16 protein-coding genes, 1 pseudogene and 4 riboswitches are annotated in these 23,317 nt (G+C 53.8%); all 17 genes and pseudogenes read left to right on the forward strand.

What is annotated here, in order from left to right; all coding sequences use genetic code 11:
* Positions 1 to 713, forward strand: a 713-nt coding sequence (locus PV407_RS26845; RefSeq protein ID WP_332093078.1) for an Ig-like domain-containing protein, incomplete at its 5' end; no start/stop codon positions are given.
* A 685-nt stretch (positions 714 to 1,398) separates the two neighbouring features.
* Positions 1,399 to 4,368: an Ig-like domain-containing protein gene (locus PV407_RS26850; protein WP_332093150.1), complete on the forward strand. Its 2,970-nt coding sequence runs from the start codon at positions 1,399 to 1,401 to the stop codon at positions 4,366 to 4,368.
* Positions 4,369 to 4,464: 96 nt separating this feature from the next.
* Complete coding sequence (locus PV407_RS26855) at positions 4,465 to 5,115, forward strand: class D sortase (protein ID WP_332093079.1); 651 nt, start codon at positions 4,465 to 4,467, stop codon at positions 5,113 to 5,115.
* 780 nt (positions 5,116 to 5,895) lie between these two features.
* Entirely contained in the window at positions 5,896 to 7,248 is a 1,353-nt protein-coding gene (locus PV407_RS26860; RefSeq protein WP_332093080.1) for an ABC transporter substrate-binding protein, read from the forward strand.
* Positions 7,249 to 7,403: 155 nt separating this feature from the next.
* Positions 7,404 to 7,494: riboswitch (cyclic di-GMP riboswitch) on the forward strand.
* Between the two features lie 156 nt (positions 7,495 to 7,650).
* Complete coding sequence (locus PV407_RS26865) at positions 7,651 to 8,418, forward strand: LuxR C-terminal-related transcriptional regulator (protein WP_332093081.1); 768 nt, start codon at positions 7,651 to 7,653, stop codon at positions 8,416 to 8,418.
* Between the two features lie 122 nt (positions 8,419 to 8,540).
* A riboswitch (cyclic di-GMP riboswitch) is annotated at positions 8,541 to 8,631 on the forward strand.
* A gap of 196 nt (positions 8,632 to 8,827) precedes the next feature.
* On the forward strand, positions 8,828 to 9,613 hold the full coding sequence (locus tag PV407_RS26870; protein ID WP_332093082.1) for a class I SAM-dependent methyltransferase: 786 nt from the start codon (positions 8,828 to 8,830) through the stop codon (positions 9,611 to 9,613).
* Between the two features lie 64 nt (positions 9,614 to 9,677).
* On the forward strand, positions 9,678 to 10,727 hold the full coding sequence (locus PV407_RS26875) for a thiamine pyrophosphate-dependent dehydrogenase E1 component subunit alpha (protein ID WP_332093083.1): 1,050 nt from the start codon (positions 9,678 to 9,680) through the stop codon (positions 10,725 to 10,727).
* Positions 10,705 to 11,688 carry an alpha-ketoacid dehydrogenase subunit beta gene (locus PV407_RS26880; protein ID WP_332093084.1) on the forward strand — a complete coding sequence of 328 codons (984 nt, stop codon included), beginning with the start codon at positions 10,705 to 10,707 and terminating at the stop codon, positions 11,686 to 11,688. Before PV407_RS26875 ends, PV407_RS26880 begins: the two co-directional genes overlap by 23 nt.
* Positions 11,689 to 11,736: 48 nt before the next feature.
* Entirely contained in the window at positions 11,737 to 12,516 is a 780-nt protein-coding gene (locus tag PV407_RS26885; protein ID WP_332093085.1) for a hypothetical protein, read from the forward strand.
* The gene (locus PV407_RS26890) at positions 12,509 to 13,768 is read left to right on the forward strand and encodes a dihydrolipoamide acetyltransferase family protein (RefSeq protein ID WP_332093086.1); all 1,260 of its coding nucleotides are present in this window, start codon (positions 12,509 to 12,511) and stop codon (positions 13,766 to 13,768) included. The genes PV407_RS26885 and PV407_RS26890 overlap by 8 nt, the downstream gene beginning before the upstream one ends.
* A gap of 147 nt (positions 13,769 to 13,915) precedes the next feature.
* Positions 13,916 to 14,701 (forward strand): NAD-dependent epimerase/dehydratase family protein, encoded by a 786-nt coding sequence (locus PV407_RS26895; RefSeq protein ID WP_332093087.1) that lies wholly within the window; start codon positions 13,916 to 13,918, stop codon positions 14,699 to 14,701.
* A gap of 218 nt (positions 14,702 to 14,919) precedes the next feature.
* The gene (locus PV407_RS26900; RefSeq protein ID WP_332093088.1) at positions 14,920 to 15,705 is read left to right on the forward strand and encodes a class I SAM-dependent methyltransferase; all 786 of its coding nucleotides are present in this window, start codon (positions 14,920 to 14,922) and stop codon (positions 15,703 to 15,705) included.
* 62 nt (positions 15,706 to 15,767) lie between these two features.
* Entirely contained in the window at positions 15,768 to 17,006 is a 1,239-nt protein-coding gene (locus PV407_RS26905) for a cytochrome P450 (RefSeq protein ID WP_332093089.1), read from the forward strand.
* Positions 17,007 to 17,013: 7 nt separating this feature from the next.
* A pseudogene (locus tag PV407_RS26910) lies at positions 17,014 to 17,210 on the forward strand (M20/M25/M40 family metallo-hydrolase); the annotation flags it as partial.
* Positions 17,211 to 17,266: 56 nt separating this feature from the next.
* Positions 17,267 to 17,360: riboswitch (cyclic di-GMP riboswitch) on the forward strand.
* 247 nt (positions 17,361 to 17,607) lie between these two features.
* Positions 17,608 to 18,858 (forward strand): cytochrome P450, encoded by a 1,251-nt coding sequence (locus PV407_RS26915; protein ID WP_332093090.1) that lies wholly within the window; start codon positions 17,608 to 17,610, stop codon positions 18,856 to 18,858.
* Between the two features lie 34 nt (positions 18,859 to 18,892).
* Complete coding sequence (locus tag PV407_RS26920) at positions 18,893 to 20,059, forward strand: amidohydrolase (protein WP_332093091.1); 1,167 nt, start codon at positions 18,893 to 18,895, stop codon at positions 20,057 to 20,059.
* Positions 20,060 to 20,197: 138 nt separating this feature from the next.
* Positions 20,198 to 20,290, forward strand: a riboswitch (cyclic di-GMP riboswitch).
* A gap of 312 nt (positions 20,291 to 20,602) precedes the next feature.
* Entirely contained in the window at positions 20,603 to 23,122 is a 2,520-nt protein-coding gene (locus tag PV407_RS26925; protein WP_332093092.1) for a cadherin-like beta sandwich domain-containing protein, read from the forward strand.
* Positions 23,123 to 23,317 lie beyond the last annotated feature (195 nt).

Raw genomic sequence — 23,317 nt, forward strand, 5'->3', positions numbered from 1 at the left:
TGAACCCGGACGGGACGTGGACGTATGTGCCGAACCCGGGCTATGTCGGCCCGGACAGCTTCACGGTAACGGTGAGCGACGGCCGGGGCGGTACGATCACGACGAAAGTCACGATCAATGTGACGGACCCGGGAACCGATCCTGGAACGAACCCAGGAACGGATCCGGGCACGGACCCTGGAACCGATCCAGGTACGAATCCTGACCCCGTAACGCCGAACGAACCGTCGACAGGCGGAGGAAGCGGAACGCCTTCAACAGGCGGAGGAAGCGGAACGCCATCGACAGGCGAAGGCAACGGAACGCCGTCGACAGGCGGAGGAAACGGGACGCCTTCGACGGGAGGCGGAGACGGAACGCCGTCGACAGGCGGAGGAAACGGGACGCCTTCGACGGGAGGCGGAGACGGAACGCCGTCGACAGGCGGAGGAAACGGGACGCCTTCGACGGGAGGCGGAGACGGAACGCCCTCGACAGGTAGCGGAAACGAAACGCCTTCGACGGATGCCGGAACCGGCACGACGCCGACAAATACGGAGACGGAAACGCCTTCCGCACAGCACGGCGTCGAAACGTCGACCAAGAAACCGGATCCGGAGAAGCCGCTGAACCGATTGCCGAACACGGCCGCCAGTTTTTATAACCTGGGCGCTGTGGGGCTGGCCGCTTTGCTCGCGGGCTTGGTTTTGACGAGAAGAAAAAATAAAGCTTGATGTCAAACTGAACATGCAAGCATGATCCCCGTTCAGGGAGATACATGCTTGCATTTTTTTATGGGAACTTAACGAAAAGGAGACACGAAAGTCGAATAATGTAATATTCTTCATTCTATTAGATTGTTTGTACTATTTACTGATTCATTTCTAGTTATTTCGTCGTGAATAATTGGTGATAATGGATTGTTTTAATCGAATAATAAAGGGATTTCGGATATCGCGCAGAAAATTGTCAAACGGTGGGAATAGGAGGTGATTAAAACGGTGCTAAAGATCATTAAAAGAAAGAGGAGGAAAAAACTTGAAGTTAAAAAGAAAAATGAGGGAAAGGATTCGTTACGTACTAACTCGCTTTGTGATAACTCTTATAATTTTTAGTATTTCTTTACCTTCTCCATCGTTTGTAAAAGCTGAAGAAACCGTGTTTCATTTTAATACTACTGACACTTTTTTAAGTGTTACATCTTATAACGGTAAGCCGGGCTTATGGTTATTGCAAATCGATGGTAATAATCCTTCAGCAGGAATCAAATTTGAGAAACAGTTAGCTTCTTCCATCACCAGTATAGACTCTATTGCAATGTCTAAAGATGGGACGGAGCTGTATGGAATAACAGCTGAAGTGAATACCTTGTTTTATAGAATTACTGGAGACGGTAATGTAACGGCAGAAACCTTATATATGCCGGGTGAACTAACGACGTTTAAACCCCAAGGTGGTGGGGCGGTTGATCCAATCTCGGGAAATTATGCTTTATTTGTTAGAGATTTATCACAAGGATTATCACGAATTATTCTCATTGACCCACATACCGGGACTGTAACAGATAGCAGTATTAGTCCAAATAACCGAGTTAACTTGCGTGATATCATTTTTGATGAAAAAGGAAACATTTATTATATTGATGCGACTAATGAAGAATGGGTGCGTTATGACCGTGCTACAGGGCAGGAAACGGTTTATGGACGAGTCGGAAATATTCCGGTTGCTACCCCTGGCCACGGTGCAGGATTAAGTTATTTGCCTTCTAATGAGTTGCTTATTGTGTTCACGCGAGGAGATCTCTTTGCTTCCAATCCAAAGGACAATATTGCGAGACACCTTGCGACAATACCAAATATCAATTTTCTATCGGATGCTGCATCTGCTGTTTTCCCTAATTTTTATACAGAGCTGAATGTAGAAAAATTCGCTAATGGAAGCAAAGGAACAAGTTCTTTTAAAAGAAATGACATAATCACCTACACAATAGTTGTTAGTAATGCGGGAAATATACCTGCCGACACTGTTGAATTAAAAGATAGCGTACCAGAAGGGACAGAGTATGTTGCGAATAGTACAAAATTAAATGGAAATGTCATTAGTGATATTGATGGTCAAAGCCCGTTAGTAACAGGGCTAAAAATTAAGTCATCTGCGGAAAATGCAAATGAAGGCGTGATACTTACAGGTGAAGAAAATGCTGCAACTATCAGTTTTCAAGTAAGAGTAAGGGATGATGCTGCATTAGATTCGGAAATTTTAAATACAGCAACTGTAACTTCATCCAAAGAAGTAATTCAATCCAATGAAGTCGTAAGTCGTGTGAATTATGATACTCCAGTGCTAGAGTCGCAAAAAACTGCAGTTATTGGAAAAAAAGCGGAAGGAAACACGGATAGTAATCATCCGGAAGCAGGAGATACTCTACTTTATACCATTCAAACACGAAATACGATCGCAAACAGTTTGGTGAAAAGTCTCACAATCTCAGATGTGATTCCTGCAGAACTGAAATACGTGCCCGGCAGCTTGAAGGTCGACGGCGTAACCGTCACCGATGCGGAAGGGGACGACAAGGGGCATTATGCTTCGGGTCAGGTCGTCGGACAGCTCGGCGACATTACAGACACCATCTGGCATACGGTTCAATTTGAAACGATCATCGAAGCCGGCCAAGCCGGCCAAGACATTCGAAATGTAGCCGCGGTGAATGGCGGCAATATCGTCACTCCGGACAAGCCGGAAGAAGTAGTGAAGGTATATCCGTCCAACCAAACGCCGATCGCACCGAACTTCGAACAATCGACGTGGAAAAATACGTCGGTGACCGGAAGCGTTTATGGCGTCGATTCGGACGGCGATCAGCTGACTTTTGAGAAAGGAAGCGATCCGCAGCACGGTACGGTGACGGTGAACCCGGACGGCACATGGACGTATGTACCGCATCCCGATTATACCGGCCCGGACAGCTTCACGGTAACGGTAAGCGACGGGAAGGGCGGAACGACGACGTCGACGGTGACGATTGGCGTCACGGAACCGCCGAACGAACCGCCGACGGCGCCGAATTACAGCGTAACGACGCAGCGGGACGCATCGGTAACCGGCAGCGTGTATGGAACGGATCCGGACGGCAACCCGCTGACGTATGCGATCGAAAGCAATCCGAAACAGGGCACGGTCGTTCTGAATCCGGACGGCTCATGGACGTACGTGCCGAATCCGGGCTACGTCGGCCCGGATATATTCACGGTGACGGTCAGCGACGGGAAGGGCGGAGTCACGACGTCGACAGTGACGGTTCAGGTGACGGACAAGCCGAACGAGCCGCCGACGGTACCGAATTATAATGTCACGACGCCGAACCACGTGCCGGTAAGCGGCAGCGTGCGCGGAACCGACCCGAACGGGGATGAGTTGACGTATACGAAAGGAAGCGATCCGCAGCACGGAACGGTGACGGTATATCCGGACGGCACGTGGACGTATGTACCGGCCCCAGGCTATGTCGGCCCGGACAGCTTTACGGTAACGGTGAGCGACGGCCGGGGCGGTACGGCGACATCGACGGTGACGGTCGGCGTCACGGAGAAGCCGAACAAACCGCCGACCGCGCGGGATGTGAGCGTAACGACACCGAAAGATACGTCGGTAACGGGAAGCGTGTACGGCACGGATCCGGACGGCGATCCGCTGACGTACACGAAAGGAAGCGACCCGCAGCACGGTACCGTGACGGTGAACCCGGACGGGACGTGGACGTATGTGCCGAACCCGGGCTATGTCGGCCCGGACAGCTTCACGGTAACGGTGAGCGACGGCCGGGGCGGTTCGATCACGACGAAAGTCACGATCAATGTGACGGATCCGGGAACGGACCCGGGAACGGACCCGGGAACCGACCCTGGAACCGATCCTGGAACGGATCCTGGAACGGATCCCGATCCGGGTACGAACCCTGACCCCGTAACGCCGAATGAACCGTCGACAGGCGGAGGAAGCGGAACGCCGTCGACGGGCGGCGGAAGTGAAACGCCTTCTACAGGAGGCGGAAGTGGGACGCCTTCGACGGGAGGCGGGAGCGGAACGCCTTCAACAGGCGGAGGAAACGGAACACCGTCGACGGGCGGAGGAAGCGGAACGCCGTCGACAGGCGAAGGCAACGGAACGCCATCGACGGATGCCGGAACCGGCACGACGCCGACAAATACGGAGGCGGAAACGCCTTCCGCACAGCACGGCGTCGAAACGTCGACCAAGAAACCGGATCCGGAGAAGCCGCTGAACCGATTGCCGAATACGGCCGTCCATTTTTACAACTTGGGTATTGCAGGATTGGCCGCTTTGTTCGCGGGCTTGGTTCTTCTGGGAAGAAAACGCAAAGCTTGATGGCTGACGGAAAAGCAAGCACGTTCTCCTCGGAGCAATGTGTTTGCTTTTCCTCTAAACCGCGAGGATGTCGGATGTGGAAACGGAGGGGATACCATGCGAAAGATCCTTGGCGCCGTTCTGGCGATATCGGGTACGATCGTTCTGTCTTTAGCCGTTATGCAATATGTGGATCATCGAACGAGCATCAACAAGGCGATGGCGGAAGCGAACGCTTTGATTCATACGTCGCGCGAAGAGGAACTGTCCGAAGAGGAGCCACAAACTCCCCCGGCACACACGGCCGAAACCATGCCTGCCCCTGAGCCTCTTATCGATCGGGAAACGTTTAACCCGAAACCGAACGATGTGATCGGCGTGCTGCAAATCCCGAAGCTGAAAGCCGATCTTCCCATTATCGAAGGCACCGACGAGGAAATGCTGAAAAAAGGAGTCGGCCACTACAGCGCAAGCGTATTTCCTTCGGACGGCGAGCAAATCGTACTGTCCGGACATCGCGATACCGTTTTTCGAAACTTCGACAAGCTCGCGATAGGGGATCGATTTGTCGTCAAGCTGCCGTACGGCACGTTCGAATATGAAATCAAAAGCACGGATATCGTGGATAAAGACGATACGACGGTCATTCGTTCGATGGGGAAGGAGGCGTTGGTTGTGACGACCTGTTACCCGTTTCGTTATGTGGGGGATGCGCCCGAACGTTATATATTGTACGCGTATCCGGTTGAGGACGATAAATCCATTTAATACAGCTGTGGCCAACTAAGGCGCTAGTACGGGAGACTTCCTGAGTTGGGGCCGGCCACGTGAAGTAGCGGATGAAAGTCCAGCTTGTCTTGCCTAAATGCAAAAGCCCTTCCCGGATTTTATCCGGAGGGCTTTTTTTGCGTCTGCGGCCGGCACGCGGCCCGGCATCTGCCTCCAAGTCCGCAGCTGCTCGATCGGTACGGCCGGGACTGGTGGTTCGAAACCGGCTTCTGTTGACTCTGACGTCCACTGGATCGGAGCAATCCCTTGATAAATATCGATTTTATGCACCCCCGTTCTACCGGGACGAGTTAAGCGGAATCCGCACCTATCGCCAGTCATGGGCATCGCTTGTATGCAAATTTCTTATGGATTGCTGTCTATCTCTGCATAAATGAACAAACATAAACATTTCGTTTATGTTTGCGAGTGCGGCAGTCGTTTTGCTGCCACGCTGAAGACCATACTGGAATTCGTATGGTTTTTCTTTTTTTTTCCGAATGTAAAGAAAATATAATACCGACCGGCAAACAACCGAAAATAAGGTACAAAATCCGAGCAATCGGGCATTACTTCGGGCACCGGCGGAATTTATACTGAAGTTGTCGCGACAAAAGGAGCATCATGGAGGGGGAAAGGCAAAATCGATTTGCAAATGTGGACGTTTTGCTCAAATATGCTCTATGTTATTTATTTGTAAACGTATTGACTGAATAGTAAGCGTTTTATATGATAGAAACGAGCAAAAATAAACAATTGTCAAAGGGGAAGGAGCAGCACATGAAAACTTCAACCTATGCGAAAACGGGGACCGTCCTTGCCGTCGCTATCGCTTTGGCGGGCTGCGGACAAAGCGGGGGGCAAACCGGCCAAGCCTCGGCGCCGGGAGAAAACAAAGTGCCGATCGAGAGCGTGGAGGCATTTACGAAAGAGCCGGTTAAATTGACGCTCTTCAATAGCGGGGCGGGCATCAATAATGCTACCGATTTGCAAAAGATTATTCTGGAACCGGTGCAAAAGATGTATCCGAATATTTCGATCGAATTGATTACGGGCAGAAAGCTGGAGGATTTGATCGCCGCCGGGGAAACGCCCGACATTATTTCGACCAGCAACTTTTCCCTGGATACGTTCATTAGTATGGGACTGGGGACGGATTTGAACGAATTCGTCAAAACATACAAAATCGATCTCGGCCGTCTGGAGCCGGAAACGATCAAAAATCTTCAATTGTACGGAAAAAACGGGGAGCTGTACGGATTTCCGTTCGCCATGAACTACGGCATGATGGCCTATAACAAAGATATTTTCGATAAATACGGCGTCGCTTATCCGAAGGACGGCATGACCTGGGAGCAAGTGATCGAGCTGGCCAAAAAGACGACCCGCGCACAGGACGCAACGCAAATTCTCGGAATCGACCCGGGCTTCCCTCAAGTGTTTTCACGCGCCTATTCGCTGCCCGTGACGGATAACGGAGCCAAGGCGGTGCTCGCGACGGACGGATACCAAAAAATGTTTTCCATGCTGCGGGGCATTTACGACATTCCGGGCATGGTCGAACCCAAAACCAACTATTTGAAGGACAATATCGACTTCTTCCTGAAGGAACAAAGAGTCGCGATGAAGCCTTACTGGATCGCCGCTTTTACGACGCGCGTATTGCCGCTTGTCGAGCAAAACCAAAACTTCAACTGGGATCTGGTTTCCTTCCCGAGCTTTGCGGATAAACCGGGATACGGCAGAGAGGTCGATTTCCATCTGCTCATGATCACGCCTTCGAGCAAAAACAAGGATGCGGCGTACCGCGTGTTGCAAGCGATGCAAACGTCGGAAGCGCAGACGATGATCAACAAGTTCGGGCGATTGACCGTATTGAAGGATCCGGCAATCCAAAAAGATTATGCCGCCGACCTGAAAATTTTCGAGGGCAAAAATTTGGCGGGCATTTTCTCCGTCAAGCCGGCGCCGGTTCCGCGCGGCAGCATGTACGATTCCAAAATTTATTCGTACTTGAACGAAGCGAATCGGGATGTGATCCTGAACGGCAAAGACATCAACACCGCGCTTCGCGAAGCCGAGGAAAAATCGAATAAATACATCGAAGAAGAAAAGCAAAAGCAGGCGAAATAAGCGAAAAACCTTGCGAATCGTCAATGACGGCGAGATCGCCGAACTTCTACCGGCGAGGAGCGAGAGTATACGAAACGACAATGGAATGGTATAATCATGACGGCACCCTAACAAAAGATGACAAAATAGGATTGTTGTCTACAATTTCATACATCGTACGACAATGGCAAACCCACTGAAAAGTGGCGACGCAAAGCTACAGGGGCTAATGCGGGGAATACCTCGCGATGCCAGCCAGCTGCCGAATACGACGGAAGCCTCCGTCTGCCTATCGATCTAGTCACCATTGGACGGAGGCTTTTTGTGTTCTTCATTATTCGAAGTGTCGAATAGTCAGGAGGATTGATCCAACCCATTATTTCGGGCGAACTATTATTATTTTACGAAGAAAGAAGGGGACTGATGACAGACATCGTTCGTTCGTGGAACCAAGCTACTGACCTTGACCTCTGTACATTACCGGAAGCAGACGGTCGTTTTCCTGCTACCCTCCATAGATCTGAAATCAATGAAAGGGCAGCGGAAAAGAAAGAGATTCTTGATTTGCTGCAAGAGGAAATCAGGAATATGAAACATTTGGTGCCCATACCCTATGTATTTGCTTTTGCCGATAGCGACGGAACGGTCTTGGATTATATCGGGGCGGATTCGTTTATCGATTTTTTGGAAAGCAATTATATTAAACACGGCACCTCATTTTCAATGAAAGACGCAGGAATCAATGCGATTTCATTATCCATGGAATCGCAGTCGCTTTCCGTCGTAATCGGGTCCGAGCACAGCAATGCTTCGTTTGCGGAATTAGCCTGCGTATGCACTCCGATTCGTATCAAACACGTTACCGTGGGCTACCTGGGTCTCAGTTTTCATTATTCGCATGAAGTTACATTTGCAATACCGTTAATAGAACGGCTCGCTAAGAACATTCAAGAAAAATTGCCCCTGAAAGATCCGACGATTCAAAAGGAATTGATTTACGCTCGTTTTGACGAATACGATTTGACGAATCGCGAGAAAGAAATCGCTTACGGATGGCTGGACAATAAAAGCGTGCCTGAAATAGCGGATCGCTGCGGAATTAGTCCGAATACGGTTCGTACGTTCATTAAAAAGATTTATGCCAAAACGAGAGTGAATCAAAAAGGAGAATTTTTAAAAAAATTTAAATAACCAGTTTGTGTACGGGACGCATTAAACAAAAATTATAAAAAAATACCCAACATTGGGTATTTTTTTTATGTATAGTCATTTCTATAATTACTATTGATGACACAACGACAAATTCATACATCGTACGACAATAGCAAACCCGCTGAAAAGCGGCGACGCAAAGCTACAGGGGCTAAGGCGCAACTTTTACCGCTATGCCAGCCAGTTGCCGAATACGACGGTAGCCTCCGTCTATTTCTTGTTGGGATGACGGGGGTTTTTTTGTTTAAGGAGGTGTTTAGACAGCAGGAGCAATCGGAAGGGCAGACTGTGCAAGTTTCAGCTGAACAAGTCGTGGAAACGCTAACAAAATGGAGCGGGACTAGAGCTCGGGAACGATATCATTACATGTTCATTCCGGAGGAACTTTATGAGCTACGTATTGGAGAACGATAAAGAGTTCGAACGGTTGGAACGGCAATCTCAGCTTGTGCACGATTGCCGAAAGGAATTGCAGGATGTTGACGTTAGGGATGGCGCTCATTTGCTGGATGCCGGTTGCGGATCGGGTGCCGTCAGCCGATACTTGGCCGAGCGGTTTCCGTCTTCCCGAGTCGTCGGGTGCGATTATACGGCCTCTCTTCTTGCACAAGCCCGGGAAGTATCGAGGGATATATCGAACCTCGTTTTCGAAAAGCAGGATCTAAAACAGTTGAGTTACCCCGACGGGCAGTTCGATCTCATCGTTACTCGTTTTGTCCTCCAACATCAGGATTCGGAAGGACGGTGTCGAATTATCGCCGAACTGGCACGGGTTCTGAAGCCCGGCGGCGAACTCGTTGTGATTGAGTCGGACGGTTCCATGCTCCATCTGTATCCGCAAACGCCCATCGTAACGGAAGGATTGAGGAAATTAGCGGCAGTCGGGGAGGTCGACGTACAGGTCGGGCGAAAAATCCCTTACCTGCTCGCCGAAGCCGGTTTTTCCACCGTTTCGTGGAGGATGGAAACGGTGGAATTCCAAGGGGAGATTAAACATCTCCACATTGGGTTGGCGCAGGAACGATTCCACAACGGCGGTGCGTTTTTTGAAAGGGTGATCGGCGGAAAAGATCGCTGGCGGGCATTCTCCGAATCGTATTTGGCATGTATGGAGCATCCGCAATCCGTTTACTTTTACCATAAATTTATAGTTCGTGCCGTAAAAACGAAGTGAAAAGAGGGGGGAATTTATAAATTAATCGTAAGCTCGGACAAAAAAGAATAAGGGAGGATTCACGATGCCGGGCCAACAACTGGACCTTGAGGCGGGAAACAAGCATCGGCAGATCGGTTTATCGGATCAACAGGTTCTGGGCATGTACCGGGCCATGGTTTTGGCACGGAAGGTCGACGAACGGATGTGGCTGCTCAACCGCGCAGGGCGGATCCCGTTTCTGGTCTCCTGTCAAGGACATGAAGCCGCACAGGTAGGAGCGGCATATGCGCTGGATCCGGCGACGGACTTCCTTTGTCCGTATTACCGGGATATGGGGATGGCCATCGTATTCGGAATGACGGCGAAGGAATTGATGCTTGCCGCTTTCGCCAAGGCCGAGGACCCGAACAGCGGCGGCCGGCAAATGCCGTGTCATTACGGAAGCAAACCGTATCGCATCCTCTCGACTTCAAGCGTCGTCGCCAGCCAAGTGCCGCATGCCGTCGGGATCGCCTTGTCCGCCCGCATGATGGGAGAATCTCTCGTCGTGCTGACCGCTTTCGGCGACGGGGCGAGCAATCAGGGCGAATTTCACGAGGCGGCGAACTTTGCGGGGGTGCACAGGCTTCCGGTTATTTTTCTGTGCGAGAACAACAAGGTTGCCATCTCGGTTCCTTATGCGAAGCAGGTCGCCTGCGAAAGTATCGCGGACCGGGCGCGAGGATACGGTTTTCCCGGCATCCGCGTGAACGGCAACGATCCGCTCGACGTATACCGTGCCGCGAAAAAGGCGGTCGACCGGGCCAGAAGGGGAGAAGGTCCTACATTGCTCGAAGCCGTCGTCGACCGACCGGTCCCCCATTCCAGCGACGATGACGACCGAACGTATCGCTCCCGCGAAGAAGTGGAGGCGGCGAAGAAGAACGACCCGCTGCTATCGTTCGGCCGCTATTTGAAGGAGCTCGGGCTGCTGGACGATCGTACGGAGCGAGACCTGTACGAGGGGATCGAGAGCGAAGTCGACGAAGCCACGGAGTATGCGGAGCATGCGCCGGATGCCGCCCCCGAAGATGCCCTTAAACACGTTTATGCGGAAGGGGGAGAGCGCAGTGGCCGTCATCTCTTTTATTGAAGCGATTACACAAGCTTTGCGCGAGGAAATGGAGCGCGACCGCAGAGTGTTCGTCCTGGGGGAGGACGTCGGGGTGCGCGGCGGCGTGTTTCGGGCCACCAAAGGCTTGTATGGGGAGTTCGGGGAAGGGCGGGTCATCGACTCGCCGTTGTCGGAAGCGGCCATCGCGGGCGTATCCGTCGGAGCGGCCGCATACGGGATGAGGCCTGTGGCCGAAATTCAGTTCGCCGAATACATCATGCCGGCCGTCAATCAAATCGTGAACGAAGCGGCCAAAATGCGTTACCGCTCGAACGGGGAATGGAGCTGCCCGCTGGTCGTTCGAGCCCCGTTCGGGGGAGGCGTTCACGGGGCGCTCTATCACTCGCAAAGCGTCGAGGCGATGTTTTGCAGCATCCCCGGCTTGAAGGTGGTCGTCCCGTCCACCCCCTACGATGCCAAAGGTCTGCTGAAAGCGGCGATCCGCGATGAAGATCCCGTGCTGTTTTTCGAGCACAAGCGATGCTACCGGCTGATCAAGGGCGAAGTGCCGGAAACGGACTATGTCGTCCCGATCGGAAAGTCGGCGATTGTGCGGGAGGGCAAGCATATTACGGTCATCTCCTACGGACTGGCCCTGCACTTCGCGATGGAGGCGGCGGAGCGGCTCGCGGAGGACGGATACTCCGCCCACATTGTGGACTTGCGCACCCTCTATCCGTTGGATCAGGAAACGATTGTGGAGGCTGCCCGAAAGACAGGAAAAGTCTTGATCGTTCACGAGGACAACAAGGAAGGCGGAGTCGGAGGAGAAGTGGCGGCTGTCGTTGCGGAGCATTGCTTCTACGATCTGGACGCTCCTGTCCGGCGGCTGTGCGGTCCCGACGTTCCGGCCATGCCGTACAACGCGTCGATGGAACACTTTTTCATGCTGAATCCGGACAAGGTGTATCGGGCCATGCTCGACTTGGCCGAGCTTTGATTCGCCGCGGCGAAGCGAAACAAATATATTTCGAAAGGGGAATATGTCGTGCATCCTAATCTTTCTTCGTGCCGCATCGTCGAAATCATCAACCCGTTTGAGCAATGGCGCGATCCCCTCGTTCGCGAGCTGTTCGAAAAGACGACGACGCTCAAGTTCGAAGGCTACGGGAGAAAATATCCGGCAGGCGTGATCCCGACCGATGCCGTCAGCTGGTTTTGCGATCATCTGCTGGTTTGCCGGGAACAAGAAGGCGAACTGCAGCCGATCTTGGGCTTTCAACGCGCTACGATGGAGCGGTACCGCCGGCATTACCGCCCGTTTTCTCCGCTGGCGATGTGCGAAAGTGTCGGGGACCCGCGGCATATAACGGCCATGAGGAAGCTGGCAGCCCAGTTTGACAGCCGGCCGCATCTGCTTTCCTATACGGGTTGTTTTGCGGTCGCGCCCGAGCTCCGGACGGACCGGACGTTGACCGAAGAACTCGTTCGCCTGATGGTGATTCTTCATTATTTCTTCCATAAGGAAGCCGGGGAAGGGCACGAAATCGTCACAGGTCCGACGATCCGGTTCCGACTGGATACGCTCTTGCTGAATTACGGATTTTTTCCGCTCGTGGAGTCGGAGGGCGAGCACGATAAAGCGGCTTTGCCGGTTAGCTCCTTCGACGGGGAAGAAGTCCGGATGGTGCGCTGCCGGGAGTTCAACCGTAATCTGGTGCAGCTGGCGGAGCCCTACACGTCGATGTGGGCGGATCGACTGGTGCTTCGCAGCCGAACGGATGCAAGCGGGACGCCAGGGGAGAGCTTGGTGCGGGCGCATGGCTGAATCGATCACGATGCCTCAATTGGGCGAAAGCGTAACGGAAGGGACGATCGTCCGATGGCTCGTCCGGGTCGGGGAACAGGTGAACAAGTACGATCCCCTGTGCGAAGTGACGACCGACAAAGTGAGCGCGGAGGTGCCTTCGGTCTTGAGCGGAATCGTGACCGAGATCGTTGCGTCCGAAGGGGAAACCGTGGAAGCCGGAGCCGTCATATGCCGAATCGAAGCGGATAGCGGATCGGCCGAGTCGGCGGACGCCGGCCAAGAGGCGTTACTCTCCGCGATGGCGGACAGCGGGCTCGGCGAAGCCGTCCCGGCGCGAACGGAGCCGGTTTACTCGCCGGCCGTGTGGAAGCTGATTCAAGAGCACGGCCTGGATCCGTCTCGGCTGCAAGGAACGGGCCGCTCCGGACGCATCACGCGCAGCGATGTTTTGGAGTTCCTCGAGAGGGGGGCGCCATCGGCCGCAGTTTCGTCGGCCGGGGCCGCTCCGTCTCCACGGGGCCTCAGCGAAACGGACGAAACGATACCGGTTACACCCGTTCGCAAAGCGATCGCTCAACGTATGACGCAGAGCAAGCGTGAAATTCCTCATGCCTGGATGATGCTCGAATGCGACGCGACGAACCTGGTGCGGGCCCGTCAGGCGATCAAGGACGAATTTCTGCGGACGGAAGGTATCGCGCTGACGTATTTCCCGTTTTTCCTCAAAGCGGTAGCCGAATCGTTGAAGGAATTCCCGATCGTCAATTCGCAGTGGGCCGGGGATCGCATCGTCCTGAGGAAAGAGATTAATCTCTCGATCGCCGTGGCCGCCGACCGGGCGCTGTTCGCTCCCGTCATTCGGAATGCCGATCGCATGGATATAACCGGTCTCGCCCGAGCGGTGCACGGCTTGGCAAGGAAAGCCCGAGAAGGCCGATTGACGGCGGACGATCTGAGCGGGGGGACTTTTACCGTCAACAACACCGGCTCCTTCGGATCCGTTCTTTCGGCGCCGATCATCAATTATCCGCAGGCCGCGATTTTATCGGTCGAAGCGATTGTGAAACGTCCGGCCATCGTCGAACGCATGCTGGTCGAGCGCGATAAGGTGAACATTTGCCTGTCCATGGATCACCGGATTTTGGACGGATGGGTGTGCGGGCAGTTTCTGCAGCATCTCCGGCAGAAGATCGAAGGCGTTGGACCGGATACCGGATTCGACCGGAACTTTGGGAAGGAGAATAGCGATGGGGCGGCAAGTCGAACCTAGCGTTGAATTCCATACGATGTCGGCTGGTTTCCAACGGGACAAGTATGCCGTCTTTAAGAAGATCAGGACCCGTCAAAGCCGCTTAGTAAACGGACATATGCAAGTCCGGTCGGCAGCGGCAATAGCAAAAAGGCTGGATATGGCGCAATGAACATACTCGTGCTTGGCGGCAGTCGTTTCTTCGGTAAACAACTGGTGCGCAGATTGGTTGACGATGGTCATGAAGTTACGGTAGCGACGCGGGGCTTTCAAAAGCTTGACGAGCTGAAAAAAAAGGTTCGGCATGCGATTGTCGACAGAAGCGACTGGGATTCGATGAAGGGCGCATTTAGCGGACGCAGCTATGATGTGATCTACGATCAGATTGCCTTCAACGCCCAGGATGCCAAAATCGCCGTTGATTTGTTTACAGGCCGGGTAAACCGATACGTGTTCACTTCCACGATGGCAGTCTACGACGGGAGGGAAGAAATACTCGACGAGAGGGCGTTCGATCCGATCGATTACAAGGTCGATTTGACGATGGACCGGTTTATGTACGGTTTATCGACGGACCGAGCTATGTACAAAGAGGGAAAGCGTCAGGCCGAAGCCTATTTGTATCAAAATGCTACTTTTCCCGTCGTGGCCGTCCGCCCTCCGTTTGTCATTAGTCACGAGGACGATTATACGGGCCGGTTCATGTTTCATGTCCATAAAATTGTAAACTGCGAGCCTATCAGTCTTGTCGGCTCATCGCCGGTCAGTTTCGTCTCCGCCGCGGAATTAGCCGAATTTCTCGAATATGCGGGCACGAATTCCGATTTTAAAGGACCCGTCAACGCGAGCAATACGGGATGGCTGGATTCGGAACAGCTGTCGCGGAAAATAGGCGACTTGTTGGGTGTCCCCCGATTTTTGGTGACGGACCGGAGAAATCTCCCTTTTGCATAAGCGAAACGTTCAAATTGTCGAACGACGTAGCCCGATCGAATGGGTTTACGTTTTTGCCGGTCGAAACGATGATCGAACGATTGATTCGTGATATGTCGGCGATGTCGGATGACAAGAAGTTAGGGCTCCGCCTGACGCAGAGAAACGATTATGCCGGGTCTTGATCGTACAGACGAGGGACGGAGTAGACCGATTCCTACATATACAGGAGGGAAGTTATGAGCTACGTGTTGGAGCACGACCAAGAATTCGAACGGCTGGAGCGACAATCCCTTATCTTGTACGATTATCGCAAGGAGCTGCGGGATGTCGAAGTACAGGATGGCGCTCTCGTGCTGGACGCCGGATGCGGGTCGGGGGTCGTGAGCCGCTACCTGGCCAATCGTTTTCCCGCCTCCCGGGTGATCGGCTGCGATTACACGGCATCCCTGCTCGCAAAAGCTCGGGATGCGGGCAAGGACATCCCGAACCTTGCCTTCGAGGAACAGGATCTGAAGCAGTTGAACTATCCCGACTGTCGGTTCGATCTCGTCCTTTGCCGGTTCGTCTTTCAACACCAGGATTCGGAAAGTTTGAGCAGACTCGTCGCCGAGTTGGCACGGGTTCTCAAGCCCGGCGGCACACTCGTGGTGATCGATTCGGACGGTCTCCTCTATAATTTGTATCCGCAAACGCCCGTGGTGGCAGAAGGATTGCAGAAATTGGCGGCGGTTCGGGAGATCGATCTCCATGTTGGCCGGAAGATCCCTTGCCTGCTTTCCGAGTCCGGACTCACATCCGTTACCTGGCGGATCGAAAATCTGGAGTCTTGGGGGGAAAGCCGAGCCGCTATGCTGGAGCTGATGCATGCCCGATTCCGTAATGCTTCCGCGTTTTTTGAAAGGGTGCTCGGCGGTCCCGAACAATGGCAGTCATTCTCCAAAGCCTACCTGGAATGTATGGAGCATCCGCAGTCGGTTTGCTTTGTGAACAAATTCATTGTCCGGGCCAAGAAGCCCTTATGACAAATGTCTTCCTATGATGACGGCAAGGACAGATTTCGAAATTTCGTAACGGAGGGGAAATCATGATGTCTTTGCAAACTTTTCCGTTTAATCCGAAGTCGTCTGCATTCCTGCAAGACAGACACGCCGTTTTTAAAGAGATGAGGGCCCATTCTCTGATCTATAAAGAGTCGGAGACGGATATCGGAGGACGTCCCTTTACCAGATGGCATTTTACTACCTATGAAGATGTTATGTTGATGTTTCGGGACAAAAGGTTCGTAACAGAGCTCAAGAAGGTCCTGCCCGCGGAACAGATTCCGCCGGTACCCGAAGATATACGGGCTCTGGACCGGACTCTAAAGAACGTAATGCTATATCGCGATCCGCCTGATCACACCCGTCTTCGTTCGCTGGTCAACAAAGCATTCACTCCACGGATTGCCGAACAGTTAGAGCCGCGAATTCGAGAAATTTCATCCCATCTTCTTAATGGGTTTGAACCCGGGGCGACTTTTGACCTGGTGCGCAATTTTTCATTCCCGTTGCCGGTAATCGTGATCGCCGAATTGCTGGGCTCTCCCGTAGAAGATCGTGACCTCATTAAGGACTGGTCGGCTTTCTTAACACGCACAATCGATTACAAGCCATCCAAGGAGACGCTTGTGAAAGGGAACCAAGCCGCGCTCGAGTTTCGCGATTACTGTCGCGGCCTAGTAGAAGATCGGTCTCGGAATCCCAAGGACGATCTGCTAAGCGAGTTGATTCGAGCTACCCATGAAGGCGATCGCATGTCCGTGGATGAACTTTTGGATATGTGTATCCTCATTCTTGAAGCCGGTCACGAAACGACGATGAATTTGCTTGCAAATTCCGTTTATTTAATGACCCAATATCCCGAGCAGCAAACATTGCTTCGCGCCCAGCCTAAATGGATGGAGTCCGCCATTGAAGAGATTCTGCGTTTCGAGCCGCCTGCCCATCTACGGCATCGCACAGTCGGGGAGGACATAGAGTATAAGGGCCACATGCTAAAACGCGGAGATTTAGTCAGCGGATGGATTGTCTCTGCGAATCGGGATCCCGAGGTTTTCTTCGCCCCCGATTCGTTCGACATTACCCGCGATAAAAATCCCCACTTGTCATTCGGACAGGGGATTCACTTTTGTTTGGGTGCACCACTTGCACGGAAAGAGGGGATGATCGCTTTGCAAACGTTACTTGACAAGTACTCACGACTGGATCGGGTTCACGAGCAAGTGGAGTGGATATCTTATCCGGGAAAGCGTTACTTGAAGGAGCTTATCATTCACGCGAAATGATGTTCACGCGGTCATCGAAGCTGCGATGGGAGGCGAAGATTTCTCCCTGTACCGGGAGCGGGTGCCCGGCTGCTTCATTTGGATGGGAACGGGGGGACCGAACAGCGGCACCGTCCGCGATTTACGTTGAACGAAGAGGCTCTGGCCGTCAGCGCTTCCTTGTTCGCCGAAACGGCCATGCTGGCTTTAAGGTCGATCGGATGAGCCGGATCCCTAAGCTTTGAATTTTCGGGAAAACTTGGCAGTTTAATGCCGAACCATCGGAATAAAGGCAAACCAATGAAAAGTGGCGACGTAAAACTACAGGGGCTAATGCGGTCGGAAAACCAACCGAGATGCCGGCCAGTTGCCTGAACGGCGGATGAACCTCCGTCTGTTATCCTTATGGTTTCCGGATGGAGGTTTTTTGAAAGGGTGATCGGCGGGAATGCCCGTTGGCAGGCATTCTCCAAATCCTACTTGGCATGTATGGAGCATCCTCGATCCGTTAACTTTTACCGTAAGTTTATTGTTCACGCCATAAAGACGAAATGACAACAGGGGGGACTCATAAGGCAGAAGCTTGAATGGGCTCACTAAAACTTTTGGAAGGGGAGTTTTGATGAGACAACATATTGATCAAAGTATTGAATTCAATCCCATGTCGGCCGATTTCCAACGGGACAGGTACGCCGTCTTTAAGAAGATCAGGACCCACTGTCCGATTTTAAAAGAATCGAAGACGGATCATTGGGGACGTAACTATACGACGTGGCATTTTACCTCCTACGAGGATGTCTTGTGGGCGTTTCGGGACAGAAGGTTCGTCAAGGACCTGACGAAGGTATTACCGGCGGAACAGATTCCGCCGGCCCCGGACCAATTGCGGGCTCTTCAACAGTCGATGCAGAACATGATGGCGTTTCGCGATCCGCCGGATCATACTCGCCTTCGTTCGCTGGTCAACCAAGCCTTCACCCCGAGCATCGCCAAACGGTTGGAACCGAGAATTCGCGAAATTGCATCCTATCTTCTTCAAGAGATCGAACCGGGCGAGACGTTCGACCTGTTTCACCGGTATGCCTACCAGCTGCCGATAATCGTGATCGCCGAATTGTTCGGTGCCCCTGCGGCAGATCGCGAGCTGATCAAGGAATGGTCGAGAAACTTGCTGCCTGCGGTCGATCACAACCCGTCCAAGGAGGCGCTTGTACAAGCGAACCAAGCCATGATAGAGATTCGCGATTACTGTCGGGACCTGGTGCGTGAACGATCTCGAAATCCGAAATTAGATCTGCTGAGCGGGTTGATCCGAGCCACGCATGAAGAAGACCGGATGTCCGAGGATGAACTTGTGAACATGTGTGTGCTCATTCTCGAGGCCGGTCACGAAACCACGACGAACTTGATTGCGAATTCAGCTTACCTGGTGGCCCGATACCCGGAGCAGCAAGCGCTGCTTCGAGCTCAACCCGAATGGTTGGAGTCCGCCATTGAAGAGATTCTGCGTTTCGAGCCCTCCGTCCAGCTGCGACATCGGATCGTCGGGGAAGACATCGAGTACAAGGGGCATCTTTTGAAACGGGGAGATTCGGTGGCAGCCTGGATTGCGTCCGCCAATCGGGATCCTGACGTATTTTCCGATCCGGATCCGGATACGTTCGATATTACCCGCGGCAAAAATCCCCATTTGTCGTTCGGACAAGGGGTCCACTTCTGCCTCGGCGCACCTCTGGCGCGGAGAGAGGGCGCGATTGCTTTGCAAACGCTTTTGGACAAGTACGAACGTCTGGAGCTGGTTGAGGGGCGTGTTGAATGGAAGCCGACTCCGGGGAGACGAAGCTTCGAGGAGCTTGTCGTTCATGTGAACTGATGTTTACAGCCACTGGAGAAAGGAGCTGCGTGACATGACCTTGAGCGCGAATTATTTCCGTGAGCAGTCCGTATCCTTGCAACCGAAGCTGGTTGCCATGCGGAGGGAGCTGCACCAATATCCCGAACTGTCGAACGAAGAATACGAGACGACGGCACGGATTCGAACCTGGCTGGAGGAAGCGTGCGTTCGGCTTCTCGACCTGAGGCTGCCTACCGGTGTATTGGCGGAGGTGAAGGGGGCGAGGCCGGGACCGACGATCCTGCTTCGCGCCGATATTGACGCGCTCCCCGTCGCGGAACAGACGGGCTTGCCGTTTGCCTCAAAGGTTCCCGGAAAGATGCACGCCTGCGGCCACGATTTTCATACGGCCGCAATCATCGGGGCGGCGGAGCTGCTGCAGGCGCGAGCGGACGAACTGCACGGTACCGTCCGCCTGTTGTTCCAGCCGGCGGAAGAGCTGGCTGTCGGCGCCCGCGCGGTCATCGAAGCGGGCGCCTTGGAAGGAGTCAGCGCGGTATTCGGGATGCACAATAACCCGGAACTTCCCGTGGGTACTGTAGGGATACGGACTGGGCCCATGACGGCGTCGGTCGATCGTTTCGATATCAGTGTCCAAGGCAAGGGCGGTCATGCGGGTGTGCCGGAGGCGGCCGTCGACCCGGTGGTGATCAGCAGTGCGATCGTCACCGCCCTCCAGACGTTGGTCAGCCGCAATGCCAGTCCGCACCATTCCGCCGTTGTCAGCGTGTGCAAGCTGCAGGCCGGTGCGGCTTGGAATATCATACCGGACACCGGGGTTCTGGAAGGCACGGTAAGAACGTTTCAGCCGGAGGCTAGGGCGCGAATTCCCGATCAGATGCGACGGATCGTCGAGGGTGTGGCCGAAGGATACGGGGCCGAGGCGTACTTGAAGTGGACGGCAATGATTCCCGCGGTGAACAACGATGCGCGAATGACCGGTATCATCCAAGCGGCGGCCGAAACGCAAGGACTCCGTATCGTAGAAGCGGTGCCTACGATGGGAGGCGAAGATTTCTCCCTGTACCAGGAGCGGGTGCCCGGCTGCTTCATTTGGATGGGAACGGGGGGGACCGAGCAGTGGCATCATCCGCGATTTACGTTGAACGAAGAAGCGCTGGCCGTCAGCGCTTCCTTGTTCGCGGTGACGGCCGTGCAGGCTTTGAGGTCGATCGGATGAGACCGGCCTCACCGACCTCGAAGTTTGTCAAATCCATTTTATTGTCAAGCAATATTTCGACAAAAATACCCTATTTTGGGTAAGTCGGCCGACTTATTTAAAAACAGTGTATATTTTGGTAGATTTATGCCGAACCGTTGAGAAAAAAGGCAAACCCGCTGAAAAGCGGGGACGCAAAGCTACAGGGGCTAAGGCGGACATGCATGTCCGCGATGCCAGCCAGTTGCCCGAAACGGCGGATGAACCTCCGTCTGTTTGCATGCGAATGCTGTCGGGCGGAGTTTTTTTGTTCGGCGGACATTGTTCGGGGAGGGAATGCCGTGAGCCGGAATCGGATTTACCCGGTACGGAAAGGAGGTGATTCGAATGAGGATTCGACACTAGAGACCGCCGGCGAAATGGCCGTACGGCACAGCCGGCATTTTGAAATCGAACAAGAGGGGAAGGAAATCGGAATAGATGGGGGAATCGGACCAATCGTTGACGAGTCTCGCCATTCACACCATACTCGATGCCATCATGCATTTAACAGGAGGTTTGTAAATGCTCACAGGTTCTAGACTGCGGCCGTTTCGGCCATTCGTTTCGGCTGTGCTCAGCGTGGCTTTGGTTGTTTCGGCATGGACCGGAACGATTCTTTTTCCGACTCCCGCCTCCGCGGCTTCCGCGCCGGTGACGAAGGTGTTTCAGGAAGGTCTTGACGGATACGCGGGCACGCAATGCAGTTATGTCAGCAAAGGTTTCCCCAATGATACCAATGAGACTAAGGGTCTCTCCATTGGCAAAAATGCATCCGGGACGACGGATATTCGGATTTTTTGTCAGTTCGATCTTTCGTCCATACCGCAGCATGCAACGATTGCGAGCGCCAGTTTTGAACTAACCAGAACTCCCTTTGGTGCAACGCCGGACGCGGCCGTACCCGTATCGGTCCATAAGGTCAATACGGCCTGGGATCAAGGTATAATTACGTGGAATAATTCGGTAACGACCGCGATTTATGATCCGACCCCCGTCAAGGTGCAGACAATCAACGCGATTGCACCCAGATCCGTGGCGACATTCGACATAACCCCCCTCGCTCGGCAATGGGTCGACAGAAGCGCGCCGAATTATGGAATCATGCTGCAGGTGGCGGAACTGCCTGTCGGTATAACGAACTGGTCTAGAGGGTTTAGTCATGAAGAGCTCACATTATATCCGGCTGATCGTCCCAAGCTGACGGTTACCTACACCATTCCTCCAACCGGCGTAGACGTAACGCCGACTACGTTATCGCTGGTACAAGGCGGAAGTACGGGACAGCTCAGCGCGACTGTGCTTCCCGATACGGCAACGAATAAAACCGTAACGTGGACGTCGTCCAATTCCGCCGTTGCGACGGTCGATGTCGGCGGGGTCGTCACGCCGATCGGCCCGGGCACGGCGACCATCACCGCGACGACGGAAGACGGGAACTATACGGATACGAGCACGGTAACCGTTAAGGCTCCGAATGTACCCGCTACGGGTGTGGACGTTACGCCGTCCACCCTATCGCTGATACAAGGCGGAAGCGCGGGACAGCTCAGCGCAACCGTGCTTCCCGATACGGCAACGAATAAAACCGTGACGTGGTCGTCGTCCAACACCGCCGTAGCGACGGTCGACGCCGTCGGGGTCGTCACGCCGATCGGCCCGGGCACGGCGACCATAACCGCGACGACAGAGGACGGGAACTATACGGATGCGAGTACGGTGACGGTTTCCAGCGCAAACCTGAGCAACCTTGTGCTATCGGAAGGTTTGCTGACGCCGACGTTCAACGGCGGAACGACGAATTATACGGTTGCGGTGTTGAACGGCGTGAACAGCCTGACGGTTACACCGTCCGTTTATGATCCGAATGCGACGGTGAAGGTGAACGGGAAACCGGTAACGAGCGGCACGGCGTCCGAGCCGATTCTGCTGAACGTTGGGGACAATAATGTGGTCGATGTAACGGTAACGGCACAAGACGGTACGACGACGAAAACGTACACGGTGACGGTGACTCGTGCGGCGGCGAGCAGCAACGCCGACTTGAACAATCTGACGTTGTCGGATGGCACTTTGGCGCCGGCATTCAATGGCGGAACAACGAGCTATTCGGCTACGGTAGCGAACAGCGTGTACAGCTTGACGGTTACGCCGACCACAGCGGACCCGAACGCGACGGTGACCGTCAATGGGACGCCGGTTGCGAGCGGCATGCCGTCGCAAGCCATTTCGCTGAATGTAGGGAACAATGAGGTCACGGTGACCGTCACGGCACAAGACGGCACGAAGAAGACATACACGATCGTGATTACCCGCAAGGCCGCGGCTCCGGCGCCGACCGACGATGGAGGCTCGGATTCCAGCGACAGCGACGGCAGCGGGGGCAGCAGCGGCGGAGGCGCATGGACGCCAACGGCTCCCGTCAACCCGACAAATCCTCCGGTAGATAAGCCGGATACGGACAAGCCGTCGGAACATTCGGGCGGGGCTGCATGTACGAAGCTTACCTGGTCGGATATCCAGAACCATTGGGCGAAAGCGGATATCGAATCGGCTTCGCAGCTGTGCGTGGTTCAGGGGCCTTCGAGCGACAAGTTTTTGCCGGACGACGAGGTGACGAGGCTGCAGTTCGCCTTGATGGTCGCACGGGCAATGAAGCTGCAGGCTGCGGGGAACGTCTCGAACCTGGAAGCTTTTGAAGATCGGCAGGACATCCCGGGCTGGGCAGCCGCCGAATTGACGGCGGCCGTCCAAGCGGGCATTATCGAAGGCTATGACGACAATACGTTGCGTCCGAACGAGAAGATCAGCCGGGCGGAAATGATCACCATGCTGATCCGGGGCTGGAACATGTCGGCTTCGTACGGGGCGACCACGTTCGCGGACGATGCGGACATTCCGGATTGGGCGAAAGGTTACGTTGCGAAAGCGGAGAAGGAAGGGATTATCGAAGGCCGCTCCAACAACCGTTTCGAGCCGTCCGGTACGGCCACTAGGGCGGAAGCCACCGTGGTGCTGGTCCGCATGCTGAGAGACAAGCCGTAAATCGGAGCCGCATCGGCTGCCATCACAACCGATGCCTCCGACTATGCATCCTGGCAAGCTGGACGAAGGGTTTTACGAACACGAAACAACCATTGCCGACTATTCCAGTCGTCGATGGTTGTTTTTTTGCGTAGGGTGGCATCTCGTCCCCCGCTTCGCTGCCGTTTCGCCACAACCAAAAGGTTCGGTTTGCGC

Source organism: Paenibacillus sp. GYB003 (assembly GCF_036577625.1).
Classification (GTDB): Bacteria; Bacillota; Bacilli; order Paenibacillales; family NBRC-103111; genus Paenibacillus_AB.

Excerpts from the sequence above, each read along its gene's own strand:
- PV407_RS26850 (WP_332093150.1), top strand. The coding sequence starts at position 1,399 with ATGCCGGGTGAACTAACGACGTTTAAACCCCAAGGTGGTGGGGCGGTT.
- PV407_RS26855 (WP_332093079.1), top strand. The coding sequence starts at position 4,465 with ATGCGAAAGATCCTTGGCGCCGTTCTGGCGATATCGGGTACGATCGTT.
- PV407_RS26860 (WP_332093080.1), top strand. The coding sequence starts at position 5,896 with ATGAAAACTTCAACCTATGCGAAAACGGGGACCGTCCTTGCCGTCGCT.
- PV407_RS26865 (WP_332093081.1), top strand. The coding sequence starts at position 7,651 with ATGACAGACATCGTTCGTTCGTGGAACCAAGCTACTGACCTTGACCTC.
- PV407_RS26870 (WP_332093082.1), top strand. The coding sequence starts at position 8,828 with ATGAGCTACGTATTGGAGAACGATAAAGAGTTCGAACGGTTGGAACGG.
- PV407_RS26875 (WP_332093083.1), top strand. The coding sequence starts at position 9,678 with ATGCCGGGCCAACAACTGGACCTTGAGGCGGGAAACAAGCATCGGCAG.
- PV407_RS26890 (WP_332093086.1), top strand. The coding sequence starts at position 12,509 with ATGGCTGAATCGATCACGATGCCTCAATTGGGCGAAAGCGTAACGGAA.
- PV407_RS26895 (WP_332093087.1), top strand. The coding sequence starts at position 13,916 with ATGAACATACTCGTGCTTGGCGGCAGTCGTTTCTTCGGTAAACAACTG.
- PV407_RS26900 (WP_332093088.1), top strand. The coding sequence starts at position 14,920 with ATGAGCTACGTGTTGGAGCACGACCAAGAATTCGAACGGCTGGAGCGA.
- PV407_RS26905 (WP_332093089.1), top strand. The coding sequence starts at position 15,768 with ATGATGTCTTTGCAAACTTTTCCGTTTAATCCGAAGTCGTCTGCATTC.
- PV407_RS26915 (WP_332093090.1), top strand. The coding sequence starts at position 17,608 with ATGAGACAACATATTGATCAAAGTATTGAATTCAATCCCATGTCGGCC.
- PV407_RS26920 (WP_332093091.1), top strand. The coding sequence starts at position 18,893 with ATGACCTTGAGCGCGAATTATTTCCGTGAGCAGTCCGTATCCTTGCAA.
- PV407_RS26925 (WP_332093092.1), top strand. The coding sequence starts at position 20,603 with ATGCTCACAGGTTCTAGACTGCGGCCGTTTCGGCCATTCGTTTCGGCT.